A 17,801-nucleotide genomic window follows, 5' to 3' on the forward strand; every position below is an offset into this window, starting at 1 on the left:
AAAACCGTACCAAACTTATAAGAAGGCAGCAAAAACAAATACACCTATTATGATAGCAATATGAGTTGCCAATATTTCCATATTGTGCCTAGAATTGGACTTTTCCCATTGTTTCCAGTCGGATTCTTTTCTGATTTTTGTCTTCATAACTTTAACTTTTTTGTAATAAAATGGGTAAAATATGTAATGAAAATTTTACATTCCATGTTTATAAATTTGTTTTGAATAAATTTTCTGCAAGTCCAGAGAAATATGGGTAAATATGGCCTTTCTGTATTCTTCATTGCAAAATGTGGTAAAATTGTCCAGAGAATAAATAAAAGTACTTTCTACAGCATTTCTTAGCTTTGTATCACCGTTTTTATAGATCTCATCCATCTTTTGTAAGCTCTTAAATAAAAGGTTCCTGTCGTTTTGGCGGATCATGTTTTTAATACGATCTGTGAAAGTCTGAATAACACTGTAAGAATTTTGCGTTGTATTCTTTTGCAATTCATTTTGGATATCGGGAACTACATCTGTAATTTCCTGAGCAGCTTGTAAATAATTCATTTTAATAATGATTTTGTTCTAAAAGTTTAATGAAAGCACCGGAAATAAAGACGACCAAAAAAGCGATTAATATAAGATGATATGGCTTTAACCATTTTGGAGTTTTTGGCCCTTTGCTTTTTAATCTTCTTAGTGTATCTAACCTGTTTAATGTCTTTAAGTCCATTTTATATGTTTTGAAAAGATAGATACCAATTGTATTCCTTTGATTGTTGTATTTATTTAATTAATTGGGAATCAATATTTTGATTTATTTTAGTGAAATTTCAAGCAATAAAAAGCCTCCCAAAACGATAAGGTTTTTATCAGAATGAAATGCTGGGCATTGTTTGATTTTATTAATATCTTTGCAATCCATAAAAATCAAAAGATGTTTTCAAAAATCGTAGTACACAGAGTAGGAAATAAAATCAATGGAGAGTCTTTAACACTGTCTCAGGAAGAATTGCAGTTAGAAGAAGGAATGGCAGAATCGCTTGAAGATTATTTTTTAGGTTCTTTCAAGTCTGAGGAAACGTTCAATTTTTACAGTGATACCTATTTGGTAAATAATCCTGTGTTCAGTTCTGTATCTGAAATTTTTGATGATAAAGCGAAGTTTCTTTGGGAAGCTGAAAATATTGCGAAACACCTTTTTGAAGCTGCCGAAAACCCAAGAGTTATGGGTGGTGAACTATTTATCGTCTATTTTGAAGATGATAGAGAAGGTGATGAAAAAGTAGATAAGATCGGGATCTTTAAAACAGAAAAAAGAGAACCATTCTTAAAAATAGCTCCTCAAGGCGATAGTTTTGAAATTGAAAAAGACTTAGGAATTGGTTTGTCAAAAATTGATAAAGCGGCGTTGATTTACAATAATCATAAAGAAACCGGATATGTACTTTCTGTAGTTGATAACAACAAGAATGGTGACATGTATTACTGGTTCGAGGATTTCTTGAAAGTGAAACAACGTGATGATGAATATTTCCACACGCAGGAAGCGCTGATGGTATATAAAGATTTTATCGTGAAACAATTACCTCAAGAGTTTGAGGTTTCTAAAGCAGATCAGGCAGATTTCTTAAATAAATCAATTAATTTTTTCAAAGAAAAAGAAGAATTTAAATTAGACGAATTTGCAGCTGAAGTTTTAGGTGATGAGCATGTAATTGAAAGTTTTAATAATTTTAAAACAGATTACGAACAGGATATGCAAATCAATATTGCGGAAGAATTCCCAATCAGTGAAGCGGCTGTTAAGAAGACACAAAGACATTTCAAGAGCATTATTAAATTAGATAAAAACTTCCACATCTACATTCATGGTGACCGTCAAAAATTGGCAACAGGAGAAGATGAAAAAGGGAAGTATTATATGCTGTATTTCGATAAAGAAGTTTAAAAAAACGATATAGAATTAAAATGAACTGCCACTAAACCTTATAGGTTTCTAAAACCTATAAGGTTTGATAAAATGATGTTTGAAAATCAAATTATCCCAATTATTTCTTCCTGAAAAACAGCGCTCTGCTGTATTCATAATTCATTCTGGCAATATTCAATACAGAAATTCCTTGTGGACATTCTACTTCACAGGCTTCTGTGTTGGAGCAATGACCGAAATGTTCAGCATCCATTTGTTTTACCATATGTAAGACACGGTTGCTTCTTTCTTCTTTTCCTTGGGGAAGCAATGCCATATGCGTAATTTTTGCAGATGTAAATAGGGCAGCACTTGCGTTTTTACAGGTGGCTACACAAGCTCCACAACCAATACATGCAGCAGAATCAAAGGTTTCTTCCGCAATTTGATGAGTGATCGGAATGGCCGTTGCATCGGGAGCCTGGCCGGTATTAATGGAAACAAAACCACCGGAAGAAATAATTCTGTCAAATGCAGAACGGTCTACTTTTAAATCCTTTTTTATGGGAAATGCATCTGCTCGGAAAGGTTCGATCAAAACAGTTTCCCCATCTTTAAAAGAGCGCAGGTGAAGCTGGCAGGTCGTTGTATTTTTTAACGGTCCGTGAGCGAGTCCATTGATCATCATTCCACATTGTCCACATATTCCTTCGCGGCAATCATGATCAAATTCTACAGGTTCATCACCTTGAACAATTAGTTTCTCATTTAAGGTATCCAACATTTCAAGGAAAGACATGTGAGGATTTAATGCGGTTAAATCATAATTCACAAGTTTTCCTTCACTCTGATTATCTTTCTGTCTCCATATTTTAAGGTGTAAATCCATAATTTCTGTTTTTAATTAATAATTTTTCAACCACAAAAGGCACAAAAGTTTTTTACTTAAATACTTTGAACACTTTAGTTTTTTTAAGCTAACTATTTTGAAAATAGTAAGATCACATAAGGAGAAAATCAGAGATTTTCAGAAAACTAATGTGCTCTTTTTTTAAGTTTTACATTAAACTTAAAATATCAGACGTAATAAAATCTTTTGTGTCTTTTGACTCCGTCGAATCTTCGATTTGTGGTTAAACGAGATGAATTTTATTTATAACTTCTTACAGTTGGCTGTATTTCTTCGAATATCAAAGGTTCTTTAATCAATTCGGGTTCGTTATTTTCGCCTTTCCAAGCCCACGCTGAGATGAATTGAAATTCTGAGTCATTCCTTAACGCCTCTCCATCCGGAGTTTGGTATTCTTCGCGGAAATGGGCGCCACAAGATTCGTTTCGGGTTAGAGCATCGTAACACATCAGTTCGCCAATTTCAAAATAATCAGCTACACGACCTGCTTTTTCCAGTTCGCTATTCATCGTGTCACCTTGTCCGGAAACTTTCACGTTTTTATAAAATTCCTGTTTCAGTTTTCTGATTTCTTCGATGGCATATTTCAACCCTTCTTCATTTCGGGCTAAACCACAATAATCATAAAGGAGTTTTCCTAATGTTTTATGAAAATGGTCAACGGTTTTTGTTCCTTTTATCGCAATGAAATCTTGAATCTGATTTTTAACCTCATTTTCGGCTTTCTCAAACTCAGGATTTTCTGTTGATATTTTTCCGGTGTGAATTTCATTTGATAAATAATTAGCAATCGTGTAAGGAGCAATAAAATAACCATCTACAGAAGCTTGAAGCAATGAATTCGCTCCCAATCGATTGGCTCCATGATCGGCAAAATTAGCTTCACCCAATGCAAATAGTCCGGGAATGGTGGTCATTAATTCATAATCAACCCAAAGTCCACCCATCGAAAAGTGGGCAGAAGGAGAGATCATCATTGGTTCTTCGTAAGCATTGTAACCTGTGATTTTAAGATACATATCGAATAGATTGCCATATTTCTCCTGAATTTTCTCTTTTCCCTGCTCGTTAATTGCTTTAGAAAAATCAAGATAGACTGCGTTTTTCAAAGGTCCGATTCCAAAGCCTGCATCAATTCTTTCTTTTGCTGCTCTTGAAGAAATATCTCTTGGCGCTAGATTTCCAAAAGCCGGATATCTTCTTTCCAAATAATAATCTCTTTCGTTTTCGGGAATATCGTTGGGTTTTCTGGTCTCATTTTCTTTTAGAGGAACCCAAATTCTGCCGTCATTTCGTAAAGATTCTGACATCAACGTTAGTTTCGACTGATAATCTCCAGACTGTGGCAGGGAAGTAGGGTGTACCTGAATCCAGCTTGGGGACGCCATCAACGCTCCTTTTTTATGAGCTCTCCAAATCGCAGAACCATTGCAGCCCATCGCCAACGTTGATAAATAATAGATTTTACCATAACCTCCCGTTGCCAAAACAACTGCGTGAGCGGCGTGTCTTTCAATCTCTCCTGTATCTAGATTTCTAACGATAATTCCTCTGGCTTTTCCGTCAATCATCACCAAATCCAACATTTCGTGTCTTGAAAATAACTGAACGCTGCCTTTTCCAACCTGTCGCATCAAAGCTTGATAAGATCCCAATAACAATTGCTGTCCGGTTTGTCCTCTTGCATAAAAAGTTCTGCTTACCTGAACACCACCGAAAGAACGGTTGTTCAAATAACCACCATATTCTCTTCCAAACGGAACGCCTTGTGCAACGGCTTGGTCGATGAGATTCAACGAGCATTCTGCCATTCTGTAGACATTGGCTTCACGCGCTCTGAAGTCGCCTCCCTTTAAGGTATCAACGAACATTCTGTAGACGCTATCGCCATCATTTTTATAATTTTTGGCAGCATTTACACCCCCTTGGGCAGCTACGGAATGCGCTCTCCTTGGACTGTCCTGAAAACAAAATGCTTTCACATTGTAGCCCATTTCACCCAAAGAGGCAGCGAGAGAACTTCCTGCTAATCCGGTTCCCACAACAATAACATCTAATTTTTTACGGTTGGCAGGATTCACAAGCTTGGCTTTCTTTTTATAGTTGTCCCATTTTTGTTCTAAAGGGCCTTCCGGTATTTTTGAATCTAAAATCATAGTTTCTCAATTTAATTGGCAGTGAAGAATACATAAATTGGCATTAAAGCAAATCCAACACTGATGATGATTGAATAAGCAATTCCAATGGTTTTGAACCATTTTACAAACTTCGGATGAAACAACCCTAATGTTCTTACGGCGCTGTAAATCCCATGGATGAGGTGATAGCATAGCGCAACCATTGATAAAACATAAATGATGACATACCACCATTCTTTAAAAACAGTTACCACAAGAATGTAAAGATCTTTATTTCCATTTTCATCCAAAGGGGGATTTCCGAATTTGTAGATATACCAAAAATTCTGAAAATGAATCACAAGGAAAATTAATAATAATGTTCCCAGAATTCCCATATTTCGGGAAGCCCATTTGCTGGCTCTTCCTCTTTTATCGGATTGATAGCTTCCGCCTGATTTTTTGTTTTTTAAGGTAATAATCAGTCCATCAATGGCGTGAAGGATGATACTTGCATACAACACATAAGAAACTATTTTGATGACAATGTTTCCTGACAGAAAATGCGAATAAGCATTAAACTGAAGATGGGCTTGCTCCTGCGGTAAAAACAGCTGAAGATTTCCCAAGAAGTGAATCAACAGAAAGAAGCTCAGGAATAATCCTGTAAGGCACATCAGCATTTTTCTTGATAAGGTAGACAGCATATTTTTTTATTTAAACTTTTTAAAAAAAATGAGAAGTTATTTTTGTTGGAAAATGCAAAGGCGCAAAGTTTTATCAGTTTGATTTCTGCTTTTAAGGCGCAAGAAAATCAAAGATTTTTAGCAATAAACCAAAAATAGACGGTTAAAATTTTATCGCAGATAAAATCCTTGCGTCTTAAAACAATGTTTATGATATACATTGCGCCTTTGCGATTACCAACTATTAAAGTAAACAAGTTTTAATAATATCCTAGAACTTTCATCCAAAGACCTCCAACGACCATGTAGATGATAAGCAATACAATTCCGATTTCTAATCCACGAAGCCACCAGGCTTTCAATTCAACATATCCACTTCCAAAGAAAACGGGAGCCGGACCATGACCATAATGCGTTAATACTCCATAAATAGATCCTAAGAAACCTAGCATCATGGCCAATAACATCGGAGGAATTCCTACAGCAACTCCAACTCCTAATAATGCGGCGTACATCGCTGCTACGTGGGCTGTTGCACTCGCAAAAATATAATGACTGAAGAAGTAGACAACAATGATCACCGGAAAGGCAACATACCAACTTAATCCGCCGATTTTAGCTTTAATTAAATCACTGAACCAGCCAATAAATCCGAGTTCATTAAGAGAACTGGCCATCATCACCAAAACAGCAAACCAGACAATGGTGTCCCAAGCTCCTTTTTCGGCTTTTACATCTTCCCAGGTTAATACGGATGTTAATAATAAGATGGTTAATCCAATAAAGGCAGTGGTTGTAGCGTCAATTGATAATGCTCCACCAAAGATCCAAAGCGTTAATAAAATGAAAAATGCCAATAACATCAACCATTCATTTCTGGAAATAGGGCCCATTTCTTTTAATTTTTGAGCAGCCATTTTTGGCGCATCGCCTGTTTTTTTCAATTCAGGTGGATACAGTTTATACAATACCAAAGGCACGACAAAAAAGGCAACTAATCCGGGTAAAAAACCTGCGGCAGCCCAAGACATCCAAGTAATATTAATTCCTAAATTGGCAGCGAATTTCTGACACATCGGGTTACTTGCCGTTCCTGTTAAGAACATGGAAGAAGCGATTAGGTTCATATAATAACTGTTTAGCGTTAAAAACGAACCGAGCTTTCTATGCGTTTCTGGTTTTTCAGGAACTGAGTCGAAACTTATCGCCATAGATTTCATAATGGGATAAATAATTCCGCCACCTCTTGCCGTGTTACTCGGAATAGCGGGAGCCAGACAAACGTCTGCCAATCCTAATCCGTAAGCCAGCCCTAAAGAACTTTTACCGAAAATTCGGATAAATAGAAAGGCAATTCTGTTTCCTAAGCCTGTTTTAATAAAACCTCTGGCAATGAAGAATGAAATCCCGATCAGCCAGATCACTTTATCACCAAATCCTGAAAGTGCTTTGGTAATTGATTTTCCTGCATCTCCCGGAGCCACTACCTCGGTAAGAGCCGTGAACCCAATGGCCATCATACACATGGTTCCCATTGGCGCAGCTTTAAGGATAATCCCTAAAATAGTAGCTGCAAATATGGCAAATAAATGCCACGCATTTTCTGTAACACCTTCCGGAGCGGGAATAAACCATATAATGAGCGCAACAGCAAAGGTTATCGCTATATTCCTGATATTAATTTCTTTCATAATCGTTATATGTGTTAATGAATTAAAATCTACTTTGTACCTGAACAATGAATAAATTATTATTGTATTGGTTGGTATTAGCTATCTGATGTTTGTAGCGGTCGAACTGTACGCCAAGCTGAATTCTGGCACCGTAATTTTTCAGGAATTCTAACCCAACCATTGGAGTGATCGTCTGTCTCGGATTTGAATTTAATCTGAAGTTGGTGTCAATGTATTCGTATCGACAAGATAGTTCGAAAGCGCTTAAATTTTTATGGTTTACTTCATACCTTAAATTAGGAAGAAAATAGGCTCCACGAATTAAATATTCGTCAGGATTTGTTGGTCTTAACTCCGGGGCAACCGCAAAGTATAGCGGATGATTGGTGGCCTGCTTCCCTTCTAATTGCATGTCTAAACTCCATTTTGAATCAAAATTAACCAATGAACTTAGATCAACGCCCACAGCATATATTTTTTTGCCGAAAACTTCGCCGATACCTCCGTTTAAGCCCAAATTAAGATTGTATTTTTTTAATAATCCAAAGACTAGTCGGGTAGAGTATTGTTTTCCGTCGTCGTTGTCATTCACCTGATTTTTTCCGTTTCCATTGACTACGGAAATGGCATATTGAAAAGGTATTTTACCTAATTCGAGTTGTCCTGTAGCAGAAAGCCCGATTTGGAAGCTTGTCCAGCCTAACTTCCCGAATTCTGTATATTGGTTAGACCAGTCCAATGATTTAATAATATCAATAGGATAGGTTTCTTCAATCCCAAACCATGGCCTGAATTGTCCTACTGTTAAGGCTAATTTAGGATTAAAAGTATATTTCAAATAAGCATTTTCAAGAACTCTGCTTTTGGGGTCATTTTTAAAGTCGGCTAAATTGGCCAATGCCACCACTTCGGTACGTTTACTGATCTTTGCACGAACCTGAATTCTCATGTATTTTACCATGAAATTGTTATTGGTTCCTGAGCCATCCTCATGATGAAGCCCATTTACATCTACATCTTGGTTCATCCCGACAAGATAACGCGCCTGAAAAAGACCTTTGATCTGAAGTTGAGGATATTTTACGTTCTCTTCCTCTTGTTTTGTCTGTATAGAATCTGGTATTTGCGCATGAGCTGAAAAGCAAAATAGCATAAAACAAAATAATAGATTTCTCTTTTTTGGTTGAAAAAAGGTCATATGGTTTGTGTTTAATTAGTGAAATTATTTTTTTATTTAAGACCATATAAGTCTTAAAAACGGAAAGCATTTTGATCTTAATAACCTGTTTTGCTTATCGAGGGAAATGAAATGAGAGGGAAGTTTTTCATAGTATTTTTTTGGGTGTAAGTAAAAATGGGTATTAATATTTTTTGAAATATTTAACTGTTTGATTATAAGTATTCTTTATTTGGTGATATAAATTTAATAAATTTTGTTTAATTAACATAAATTTTAGAAACATTAATATAAAATTTATGTGAATAATCAGGTAGTCAATATTTAGAACAATTATTGCCTGTTTTTTTCGTATCTTATAGCTGAAACCTTGTGGTAATCATGAAAAAGAGAACAGGTTTAAATAATAATTCACACTTTGGATATAGAAGTAATTCTCTTTATTAATGAAGGTTAAGCGGTTAAATTATTTGATACCACAAACTGATATAGCTGCAAAAATTTCGTTATATTTGATAGTTTAAAGCATCGTATGAATTTTGTAGATTGTCATGAAGAACCCATACATATCCCTGGGTATATACAAAGTTTTGGATATCTGATTGGCATTGATGTAGACTCTCATTCCATTACTTTTTTCAGCCAGAATATTTCCAACATTTTCAATATTGAGAATGTTGAATTTCTTTTTGATAAAAAAATAACCGACTTTCCTGAAAGTTTTCAAAGCATTATTAATTCAGATATTTACTCTTCTTTAAGAAAGTTTACCAGAAGAGAAAACGAAACGTATTTCGATAAAATTTATATTGGTGAAAAAGAATATCACTTCTGTGTTTTCAAAAGTAAAAATCATATTTTTTTAGAATTTGAAGAAGTTCTAAAGAATCCAAATAAACGTATTTCCAACAAGTACGATAATTTTTATATCATAGACAATGCACAGGAAATTTGGGATCAGCTTTTGAGTACACTTTCAAAAGTGGTGAATTATGACCGAATGATGGTCTACAAGTTTATGGCAGATGGTTCCGGTAAAGTAATTTCAGAAAGAAGCAACAAAAATATGGAAAGCTATTTGGGACTTCATTATCCCGAATCTGATATTCCCAGACAGGCAAAAGAGCTATATCTGAAGAAGAGAAAAAGAATCTTCAGTAATGTTTATACTGAGACGGTTCCTATTTTGAGTAAAACATATAAGAATATTGATCTTACTTTTACGGGGGCACGCGGTATGTCGCCTATTCATGGGCAGTATGTAAAAAACTCAGGAGCAGCTTCAAGTTTCAGTGTGTCTATAATCATAGACGATAGGCTTTGGGGGTTGGTAACCTGCCAAAATTCAGAACCTAAACATATTGATCTTGAAGATAGGGTACAGGCGGGAATTTTCACGGCCTTAGCTTCTAATGCGTATTCTTCATTTAAATCTAAAAGAGAATTGGAATACAGGATTAGTTTAAATGGTAAATCTTCTTATCTAAAATCTGATTTTCTAAGACATAATACGCTGTTTGATTCTTTAGTTGAAAATAAAGGAGAAATAAGAGAATTGCCTGAAGCAGATGGTTTAGTGATTGTTTCGGATGAAGATCTTGTTATGGATGGCGTAACGCCTGAACATTCTGTAATTGAAAAGATCGTGAAGTGGGCACACAAAAATACCGAGGAAAGTCTATATGTAAATCGAAGTTTTCTTAAAGAATATGGTGATGAATTGGGGTTAGATGAAAATGCAGCAGGAATCATCATCTATTTTATCGAAAGAAGTAAAAATGAAATGCTCATCTGGTTCCGGAAGGAGTTTGATGAACACATCAACTGGGCCGGAAATCCGGAAAAGCAAATTGGAATGTTCTCTCAAAATGGCGAACAAAAACAGATCGTATCGCCAAGAACTTCTTTTGAGATATTTACAGAAAATATCAAAGGAAATTCAAAAAAATGGAGTTCCCGAAATATCAGTGCAGTGCAGGCTGTGCGCGATGTAATTCTTGAAACTTCCCATAAACAATACAATGCAATTAAAGAACTGAATAATCAACTGAGAAAAGTGAATGAAGAACTAGACAGTTTTTCTTATACTATTTCTCATGACTTGGGTACTCCGCTAACGGTGATGAAGCTGAATGCACAAATGCTTCTTGCTAATTTTGAAAAAACAGAGAAAAATAGAAATAAACTGACTTCCATTGTTGAGGAAATCGACAATATGGCTGAAATGATGCATGACGTTTTGCAATTAAGCCGTGCAAAACACAGTGATATTGAGCTTGAAAGTTTACCAACCCAACATACGATTCATAAAATTTCTGAAAATGCCAAAATTACTTTTGACAGCCCAACAAGTGAGATTATTATTAAAGAATGTCCTGAGGTGTTGGCAGATAAAACAATGCTGCATCAGGTGTTTTTAAATATCATCAATAATGCGGTGAAATATTCTTCTCAACAAGATCAGCCAAGAGTTGAAATTGAAGGAACTGAGGACGGACAAACTATTATTTACAGAATTTCGGATAATGGAATCGGAATTCCTGAAGAAGATAAACATAAAATGTTTAAAATTTTCAACAGGATGGATAATGCCAAAAAATTTAAAGGAAATGGAGTAGGGCTTTCCATTGTTCATAGAATTATGAATAGAATTGGAGGAAATGTGGATTATAAAAGCAATAAAGATGGAACTTCTTTCATTTTAACGTTCAAAAAACCTTAAATTTGGGGAACTTTTAAAACCTTATTATGGTATCTGAATATCTTAAACAAAATACAGCAGAATATCACGATGCTGCTGAGAAACTTTTTAATTCTGAAAAAATTTTTAACAAGACTTTCACTTTAGAAGATTATAAAAAAATCATCAATACCAATTATTTGATGTTGCTTCATTCTGAAGATAAAATTTTCACCAGCCTTTCTGATAAATTTTCTGAAAAACTTCAGTTGGATCAAAGAGTAAAACTTCCTCTTATCGAAAAAGATCTTCAAAGCTTGTCATTAGATAATCAAAATACTTCTCATGATCTTGAATTCAGCAACGAGCATGAGGCTTTAGGAGCAATGTACGTGATTGAAGGTTCAACGTTGGGTGGAAATGTGATCGCAAAACAGCTTTCTAAAACAGAAGGTTTTGATAACGTAACGTTTAATTTCTTCGGATGTTATCAGGAGAATACAGGACCAATGTGGAAGAATTTCAAAGAAGTTTTAGACACCGAAGTTACTGAAGACAACTATAATGAAGTGTTATCAGGCGCTAAAAAACTATATACGTTTTTATTGAACGTAAACTAAGATCTTCCAAAAAATATAAATATTTACGTAGTAGATAATAAGCTTGTTTAAGCTAATGAAAATTTAACCACAAAAGTCACAAAAGATTAACACATAAGTTATTTAAGTTCATCATGAAAGGTAGATAAGAACACATAAGTTCTAAAAATCTTTGATTTTTTATTCTTTTGTATACTTCTATTTTCAGAATGGATAAACTTGAAACAGTTTAATAATAGCTTTTGCTTCTTTTGACTCCGTCGAATCTTCGATTTGTGGTTAAAATAAAAAGTTTAACCAAGTTCAATATAAACTCCTGAAAGATTGCTCAATTTTTCAGGAATTGTTAAATTTGGGAGTCAAAAAAATTGAAACTAAACAACAAATAAATTTAAATAAGTATACATTATGAAAGTAACTGTAGTAGGTGCAGGCGCTGTAGGCGCGAGTTGTGCAGAATACATCGCAATGAAAGACTTCTGTGCAGAAGTAGTTTTAGTAGACATTAAAGAAGGATTTGCTGAAGGTAAAGCAATGGATTTGATGCAAACGGCATCTCTAAACGGATTTGATACCAAAATTACCGGAACAACAGGAGATTACAGCAAAACTGCAGGTTCTCATGTAGCGGTTATTACTTCAGGGATTCCTAGAAAACCTGGAATGACAAGAGAAGAATTGATCGGTATCAACGCAGGAATCGTAAAAGACGTTACTGCTAACTTGGTAAAACATTCTCCAGAAGTAATCATCATTGTGGTTTCTAACCCAATGGATACTATGGCTTATTTGGTACACAAAACTTCAGGTCTTCCTAAGCACAAGATCATCGGAATGGGTGGTGCTTTAGATTCTGCAAGATTCCAGTACAGATTGGCAGAAGCTTTAGAAGCTCCAATTTCTGACGTAAACGGAATGGTAATCGCTGCTCACAGTGATACTGGTATGCTTCCATTATTGAGCAAAGCGACAAGAAATGGTGTTCCAGTAACTGAATTCCTTGACGAAGAGCAACAAAAATATGTAATTGAAGAAACTAAAGTAGGAGGTGCAACGCTTACTAAATTATTAGGAACTTCTGCTTGGTATGCGCCAGGTGCAGCTGTTTCTGTAATGGTTCAGGCAATTGCATGTGACCAAAAGAAAATGATCCCTTGTTCATTAATGCTTGAAGGTGAATACGGACAAAACGATATCTGCCTAGGGGTTCCTGCTATCATAGGGAAAAACGGTGTAGAAAAAATCGTAAACATCACATTAACTGCTGAAGAGCAATTGAAATTCGCTGAAGCTGCTAATGCAGTAAGAGAAGTGAATGGTGATTTGAAGTTTTAATTGATTAGACTTTATATATTGAAACCGCATCGTGAGATGCGGTTTTTTATTTTTAGATTATTTACAATGATAAATTATTATGTATATCCGTTTTCGCTCATATTCCTTTAGTAACTGTTATTAAAGGGCTTTTGATGGTTTTATTACCAAAATATTTTGATTTAGTATGTATAATGAACTCATTTAGATAGAATTGAAGATATTTCCGGTCAATTTCAGGGTAATATTTTCAAAAAACAAATAACTCAACTTGTTGATTATCAATTAACTATTTGCGATATTGCTAATTACGGATATACATATAAATTATAAAAGAAACAATCGATTCTGTAAGTTTTTATAGTGAAATTAAGTTCTTTTTACTCACTTGCATCACATTTTCTAAACATGCTAAATTGTTTTAATCCAATAAATTCACTTTTTGTTTCAACACTTTGAATGTAATTAACTAAAATCTGCAATCCTTCCTCCCAATATTCATTATTAAATAAACATTCTCCTTCAATTCTATCATGAGATTTTGAAATATAAATTTTTAACCAATTTAGTTTGTTATTAGTCAATTTTTGCGTGATTTTATCTTTTAAAAGATTAAATATAAATTCGTTTTCAGGAATGGTTATCCCATTCCAATCTCCCTGCAATGCCATATTTCCTAATTTTGGATGCCAAACCGTATTGTTAACTTCAAAATCAATCTCAGGATTGTGAGAATCTGTAAAACTGTCGATGATAGGTTCAAAAGTCGTTGTAAGATAATTGTGCAGAACAGCTTGAACTTTTTCTTCTATCGTATTTCCCATTCCTACAAGATTCTCTTCTATTCCTTCGGGAAAATAAGTTGGGTGAATGGTAAGAACCATTAAATGTATTAATAATGGATGATAGCTGGGATTTTCGACAATTGCAGTTGCAATTTCAAGTTCAGAGTTTACTACTAAAGCTTGGTATTGTGTATGCTTATCTACTTTGTAGCCATTTGTTTCAAGAGCATCTTTTAAAACTTCAAGAAGAAAAATATTATTATCAGGTGCTTGTTGTTGAGTTTTTAGAATATTTTCAGTAGTTGGATTTGTTTCTTGAACAGCAATATTATCTTGCGCTGAAATATTTTTTTGAACTGATTTATTGTCTGTTGTCTTTTTTTTCTTGAATAGATCAAAGAATCCCATGTTTATTTTTTTAGGTTTTAAAAATATGAATTTATAAGGATATGTGTTAAATTCTGTTCTACTTTGTTATTTTTTCACCAGAATTGATTCTTTTATGTTTTAAGAAAATTAATTCTTAGCTTTCTGCTCTTCTCTATATTTTTTAGCGTCTTCTAAAATTTGAGCATACGTTTTTCCTTCCAAAGGTTTGTGTTGAATTTTTCCTAAAATAAGATAAGCCGCCATTAGTTTGGCTTCATCATCACTTAATTTTTGTTCTTTTCCGATGGCTTTTAGGTCTTGTTCCATTGTTGCATCGCTGTATTTTCTGTTCATAGGATTTGAACAGGAAATGATGGTAAGTACTGATAAGCACAGGATAAATTTTTTCATGGTTTTAATTTTTTAATGTGATATTTTTATTTTCGAATCATAAATTCCTATCCGCTTTTTCTTTCTTTAATTTATTCCAGTTATTAATATTCATGATCAAAATAGGAAGTAAAGCAATGGGAATTACAGACAAAGCACTAAAGCCTTTTTTTATGGTTAAGAAAAATGATGAAAAAAATAGAAGAAGAATAGCAACCATGAGCATAATAGTCAAAATCTTTGCTTTCTTTTCGTTGCTGATGAGTTCTTCGTTAGTGTATTCGGTTATTGGTTTAGTTTCTTTCATGGTTTTATTTTTTGTTGATGACTTCCAGCGTATTTATTGTTCCAACAGGGGCAATTTTGATATGTTTATCTCCTTTGGTTACATAAAAATAATAACTACTATTGATGTCGATCATGTATATTTCTGTAGGTTCACAAGAGCTGGAAACAATTTTATAATTGTATTTTAGATTTTGAGTATCAATTCTTCTGTTAATATTCATGCCTTCACCTATTCCTAATCCAATAAACAATGCGAGAAGCTCGAAGGCAACCATTATAGCAAACACAGGAACCATTTTCTTTTTGAGTTCTTGTTTATCAGTTTCAGTATCTATTTTATAGCTTCCTAATAACTTTTTACTCCAGTTTTTATGACTGTTTTTGAAAAGAATAATTTGAAATAGAAAGAATAAAATAACAACAGTAATGATAACAATGATGAGAATTGGGCTTGAGGCCATATCCGCAATAGGACTGATTAGAATATCTGTTATGGAGGAGTATTTTAAAATATTAATTCCTAATTGATAAAAAAGAATGCTTTCCTTTAAAAGTCCAAGAATGATAAGATATAAATAGCCTAAAGGTAGCAATCCTTGAATTTTTTCTAGATATTTCATGGGTCTAATATATTATTTTCTTTTTTAACGCAAAAATGCATCAATGAGATGCGTTTTTTATTTATTATAATTTATCTACAATTTGCTTCCATCGGGATAGAAGGAGATCAGTATATATATTCTTGTCTAATCCATATGAACCTAATGCAAAACCATCATTCCATTCTACAAGGCTTGTTTCTCCATTTTTTAAAATCCCAAAATCGATTCCATATCCATCCGTACTTTCTTCTGAGTTTTCAAAAGACTGTATGGCAATTTCAACAAAATTCATGTTTAACTTTAAACTTTCATCTCCCGAATAGTTTTTGATTCCAACAATGTTAGATTTGTTAATAAATACACGAAATTCAGAAACCCATTCAACCAGAGATGAACAATATAGTATAGTATCTTTTGGTAATGTTTCAAGCTTAAATAAGTCATAAGTAGAATAAATGACAAACCCTGTAAAAAGCTTAGCTTTTGACTTTGGCTTAACAAAAATATTCATTGAATCTCCATTGTTTTCCATCAGTAATTTTCGGACAGTAGTCTCCCAAATATTTCTCATTAAATATTTCTTTAAACTTTCGGGATAAGATGGTGTTAATGAATTGATGTCCAGTTTTTTGAAGACCTGTAACATTGTTGGATGATCTCCAACAACTAAAGTGTTGTTATCAAGAATCAATTGATTTCTATGCAAACGTTTTGTTGTGAATAAATGACATTCTATACCTCTAGATTCCAGAATATCTTTTACATCTTGATGTTCTGTTTCTATTTTGTTGTTACCATATTCATGAATATAGGCTTTAGTAATCATATAGGTTTTAATTTTATAAATTTTAATATGATAAGTAATGAATATGAAGTTAGGAAAATAATAAATGGGATTATAAATCCTCCATAATTAAAATTTTCTAAAGGAAGTTGTAATAGTCGATTTGCAATGGGCAAGATCATCATTATAAAGCTAATGATTGATTTTAGAATATCCTTTTTCCAACTCATGAAATTCAAAGCAATACCAATTATTCCAATAATAGCAAATAACTGCTCTATATTTCCAAATTGGATTATATTACCAATAAGCCAAAGGATGAATGGTACAGGGACCATCATTCCCATAAGTAGAATAAGGCAATAAGATATAATAGAAATGAATATAAGAACTCTCATTTTTAAAAATTAAAAAACTAGCTAGAATGTGATTTTAAGATGTGTTTATACTGTATACTATTCAGTGAATAAGTGAATAGTTACTAAGATATTATTTTCTTTTTTAATGCAAAAACGCATCAGAGAAGATGCGTTTTATTTAGATTCTATTGTTGATATATTCTTTTCCATTCATGAATCGGTCTCGAAAAAGAATACGAATAATTTTGACTTGCAATACCTATATTGAATCCAGAGCTTACGACTGCATTTAAAATATCATTATCTGTCTCGTAAACTTTGCTGTTGATGAATGTTCCCACAGCTTTTTTAAGTTCAGGGCTATTGTTATTATCTTCAGATTTTAAATTTTTATTTACTTTAATAAATACCGTATAACTCAAACGGTTATTTTCCGAATTGCCTAGCGAACTATAATTCATACTGACACTTGCATTTGAAATGTGATCTTGGGCTAAGATTTCTTCGTATACAGGAACTAATTTTTTGATTTCTGAATTGCTGTTTAAGCCATAAATTGAAGTCATTATAACGATTGCAAATATTCCACCTGTAATGTAATAGGGTAGCTTTTTTACAGCGGGCATAAAAGAAAATTCATTATTTCTATATTCTTGCACCACATAAGTTTTTGCAATAATGTCATGTAGAGACTGCCTTGTTTCTTTATTGAAAATATAAAATACAATAATTCCGATACCACCAGTGAATATGATAACTCCTTGGATGATGGTAACAATAGAAAATGTATGGAGCCCCGGAATTTTAAATCCGTTCAGAAAAAATGGGGTAGTATAGACCAATGCTCTGATAAAAGAGGTTTTTAAACTGACAGGATTTCCAGTGATATCCACCACCTGAATGTTCATCCATTTCTTTCCAAAAGTCTGCCCCTGATGAATATTAGAATTTAAGATTGAAAAATAAGCCAGAGAAATAATCCATCCAATTAGTTTTGCACTTTCTCCGAGTGAAATAAAGAAGTTGCTGAAAATTAATCCTAATATATATCCGAAGACTCCAAGAATTAGAGAATCAATTAAAAATGCCCAGATTCTTACCCAAAATTTGGATATAAATAAATTGTGTTCCATAGTTTATTACTAGTTTTTGCTTTTTAATAAGGCAAATG

17 protein-coding genes are annotated in these 17,801 nt (G+C 33.6%); 4 read left to right on the top strand and 13 right to left on the bottom strand.

The window, feature by feature from the left end; translation table 11 throughout:
* Nucleotides 1–15 precede the first annotated feature (15 nt).
* Together BUB80_RS24000 and BUB80_RS10460 are read right to left on the bottom strand one after the other, a co-directional pair.
* Complete coding sequence (locus tag BUB80_RS24000) at nt 16–147, bottom strand: hypothetical protein (protein ID WP_262484438.1); 132 nt, start codon at nt 145–147, stop codon at nt 16–18.
* Nucleotides 148–195: 48 nt separating this feature from the next.
* Entirely contained in the window at nt 196–552 is a 357-nt protein-coding gene (locus BUB80_RS10460) for a DUF7674 family protein (protein ID WP_073292875.1), read from the bottom strand.
* A gap of 370 nt (nt 553–922) precedes the next feature.
* Between BUB80_RS10460 and BUB80_RS10465 the strand changes: the two genes are divergently transcribed.
* A complete protein-coding gene (locus BUB80_RS10465; RefSeq protein ID WP_073292909.1) occupies nt 923–1,936 on the top strand; it encodes a nucleoid-associated protein in 1,014 nt (337 codons plus the stop codon).
* Between the two features lie 100 nt (nt 1,937–2,036).
* On the opposite strand, the gene BUB80_RS10470 is transcribed toward BUB80_RS10465, so the two are convergent.
* From BUB80_RS10470 to BUB80_RS10490, 5 genes are all read right to left on the bottom strand, one after another.
* Entirely contained in the window at nt 2,037–2,786 is a 750-nt protein-coding gene (locus BUB80_RS10470) for a succinate dehydrogenase/fumarate reductase iron-sulfur subunit (RefSeq protein ID WP_073292876.1), read from the bottom strand.
* Between the two features lie 260 nt (nt 2,787–3,046).
* On the bottom strand, nt 3,047–4,963 hold the full coding sequence (locus tag BUB80_RS10475; RefSeq protein ID WP_073292877.1) for a fumarate reductase/succinate dehydrogenase flavoprotein subunit: 1,917 nt from the start codon (nt 4,961–4,963) through the stop codon (nt 3,047–3,049).
* 11 nt (nt 4,964–4,974) lie between these two features.
* Nucleotides 4,975–5,631 (bottom strand): succinate dehydrogenase cytochrome b subunit, encoded by a 657-nt coding sequence (locus tag BUB80_RS10480; RefSeq protein ID WP_073292878.1) that lies wholly within the window; start codon nt 5,629–5,631, stop codon nt 4,975–4,977.
* Nucleotides 5,632–5,870: 239 nt separating this feature from the next.
* On the bottom strand, nt 5,871–7,301 hold the full coding sequence (locus BUB80_RS10485; RefSeq protein WP_073292879.1) for an anion permease: 1,431 nt from the start codon (nt 7,299–7,301) through the stop codon (nt 5,871–5,873).
* A 22-nt stretch (nt 7,302–7,323) separates the two neighbouring features.
* A complete protein-coding gene (locus BUB80_RS10490; protein ID WP_228433765.1) occupies nt 7,324–8,436 on the bottom strand; it encodes a porin in 1,113 nt (370 codons plus the stop codon).
* Between the two features lie 556 nt (nt 8,437–8,992).
* Here BUB80_RS10490 and BUB80_RS10495 point away from each other — a divergent pair.
* The 3 genes from BUB80_RS10495 (at nt 8,993) to BUB80_RS10505 (ending at nt 13,074) form a co-directional block, all read left to right on the top strand.
* Nucleotides 8,993–11,182 carry an ATP-binding protein gene (locus BUB80_RS10495; RefSeq protein ID WP_073292881.1) on the top strand — a complete coding sequence of 730 codons (2,190 nt, stop codon included), beginning with the start codon at nt 8,993–8,995 and terminating at the stop codon, nt 11,180–11,182.
* A gap of 26 nt (nt 11,183–11,208) precedes the next feature.
* A complete protein-coding gene (locus BUB80_RS10500; RefSeq protein WP_073292882.1) occupies nt 11,209–11,760 on the top strand; it encodes a biliverdin-producing heme oxygenase in 552 nt (183 codons plus the stop codon).
* Nucleotides 11,761–12,147: 387 nt separating this feature from the next.
* Nucleotides 12,148–13,074, top strand: a complete 927-nt coding sequence (locus tag BUB80_RS10505; protein ID WP_073292883.1) for a malate dehydrogenase — start codon at nt 12,148–12,150, stop codon at nt 13,072–13,074.
* Between the two features lie 359 nt (nt 13,075–13,433).
* On the opposite strand, the gene BUB80_RS10510 is transcribed toward BUB80_RS10505, so the two are convergent.
* From BUB80_RS10510 to BUB80_RS10540, 6 genes are all read right to left on the bottom strand, one after another.
* The gene (locus BUB80_RS10510; RefSeq protein ID WP_073292884.1) at nt 13,434–14,246 is read right to left on the bottom strand and encodes a DUF6348 family protein; all 813 of its coding nucleotides are present in this window, start codon (nt 14,244–14,246) and stop codon (nt 13,434–13,436) included.
* Nucleotides 14,247–14,354: 108 nt separating this feature from the next.
* Nucleotides 14,355–14,618: a hypothetical protein gene (locus BUB80_RS10515; protein ID WP_073292885.1), complete on the bottom strand. Its 264-nt coding sequence runs from the start codon at nt 14,616–14,618 to the stop codon at nt 14,355–14,357.
* A gap of 37 nt (nt 14,619–14,655) precedes the next feature.
* Nucleotides 14,656–14,904, bottom strand: coding sequence for a hypothetical protein (locus tag BUB80_RS10520; RefSeq protein ID WP_073292886.1), 249 nt, complete (start codon nt 14,902–14,904; stop codon nt 14,656–14,658).
* A 4-nt stretch (nt 14,905–14,908) separates the two neighbouring features.
* On the bottom strand, nt 14,909–15,505 hold the full coding sequence (locus BUB80_RS10525) for a hypothetical protein (RefSeq protein ID WP_073292887.1): 597 nt from the start codon (nt 15,503–15,505) through the stop codon (nt 14,909–14,911).
* A gap of 64 nt (nt 15,506–15,569) precedes the next feature.
* Nucleotides 15,570–16,313, bottom strand: a complete 744-nt coding sequence (locus tag BUB80_RS10530; protein ID WP_073292888.1) for an ATP-grasp domain-containing protein — start codon at nt 16,311–16,313, stop codon at nt 15,570–15,572.
* 502 nt (nt 16,314–16,815) lie between these two features.
* A complete protein-coding gene (locus tag BUB80_RS10540; protein WP_073292889.1) occupies nt 16,816–17,763 on the bottom strand; it encodes an RDD family protein in 948 nt (315 codons plus the stop codon).
* Nucleotides 17,764–17,801 lie beyond the last annotated feature (38 nt).

The organism is Chryseobacterium polytrichastri, from assembly GCF_900142445.1.
GTDB classification, from domain to species: Bacteria; Bacteroidota; Bacteroidia; order Flavobacteriales; family Weeksellaceae; genus Chryseobacterium; species Chryseobacterium polytrichastri.

What these genes read in the sequence shown, in the direction of transcription:
- BUB80_RS10525 (WP_073292887.1), bottom strand. Translation starts at nt 15,505, where the DNA reads ATGAAATATCTAGAAAAAATTCAAGGATTGCTACCTTTAGGCTATTTA.
- BUB80_RS10465 (WP_073292909.1), top strand. Translation starts at nt 923, where the DNA reads ATGTTTTCAAAAATCGTAGTACACAGAGTAGGAAATAAAATCAATGGA.
- BUB80_RS10505 (WP_073292883.1), top strand. Translation starts at nt 12,148, where the DNA reads ATGAAAGTAACTGTAGTAGGTGCAGGCGCTGTAGGCGCGAGTTGTGCA.
- BUB80_RS10540 (WP_073292889.1), bottom strand. Translation starts at nt 17,763, where the DNA reads ATGGAACACAATTTATTTATATCCAAATTTTGGGTAAGAATCTGGGCA.
- BUB80_RS10490 (WP_228433765.1), bottom strand. Translation starts at nt 8,436, where the DNA reads ATGCTATTTTGCTTTTCAGCTCATGCGCAAATACCAGATTCTATACAG.
- BUB80_RS10470 (WP_073292876.1), bottom strand. Translation starts at nt 2,786, where the DNA reads ATGGATTTACACCTTAAAATATGGAGACAGAAAGATAATCAGAGTGAA.
- BUB80_RS10520 (WP_073292886.1), bottom strand. Translation starts at nt 14,904, where the DNA reads ATGAAAGAAACTAAACCAATAACCGAATACACTAACGAAGAACTCATC.
- BUB80_RS10515 (WP_073292885.1), bottom strand. Translation starts at nt 14,618, where the DNA reads ATGAAAAAATTTATCCTGTGCTTATCAGTACTTACCATCATTTCCTGT.
- BUB80_RS10500 (WP_073292882.1), top strand. Translation starts at nt 11,209, where the DNA reads ATGGTATCTGAATATCTTAAACAAAATACAGCAGAATATCACGATGCT.
- BUB80_RS10530 (WP_073292888.1), bottom strand. Translation starts at nt 16,313, where the DNA reads ATGATTACTAAAGCCTATATTCATGAATATGGTAACAACAAAATAGAA.
- BUB80_RS24000 (WP_262484438.1), bottom strand. Translation starts at nt 147, where the DNA reads ATGAAGACAAAAATCAGAAAAGAATCCGACTGGAAACAATGGGAAAAG.
- BUB80_RS10480 (WP_073292878.1), bottom strand. Translation starts at nt 5,631, where the DNA reads ATGCTGTCTACCTTATCAAGAAAAATGCTGATGTGCCTTACAGGATTA.
- BUB80_RS10510 (WP_073292884.1), bottom strand. Translation starts at nt 14,246, where the DNA reads ATGGGATTCTTTGATCTATTCAAGAAAAAAAAGACAACAGACAATAAA.
- BUB80_RS10460 (WP_073292875.1), bottom strand. Translation starts at nt 552, where the DNA reads ATGAATTATTTACAAGCTGCTCAGGAAATTACAGATGTAGTTCCCGAT.
- BUB80_RS10485 (WP_073292879.1), bottom strand. Translation starts at nt 7,301, where the DNA reads ATGAAAGAAATTAATATCAGGAATATAGCGATAACCTTTGCTGTTGCG.
- BUB80_RS10495 (WP_073292881.1), top strand. Translation starts at nt 8,993, where the DNA reads ATGAATTTTGTAGATTGTCATGAAGAACCCATACATATCCCTGGGTAT.
- BUB80_RS10475 (WP_073292877.1), bottom strand. Translation starts at nt 4,963, where the DNA reads ATGATTTTAGATTCAAAAATACCGGAAGGCCCTTTAGAACAAAAATGG.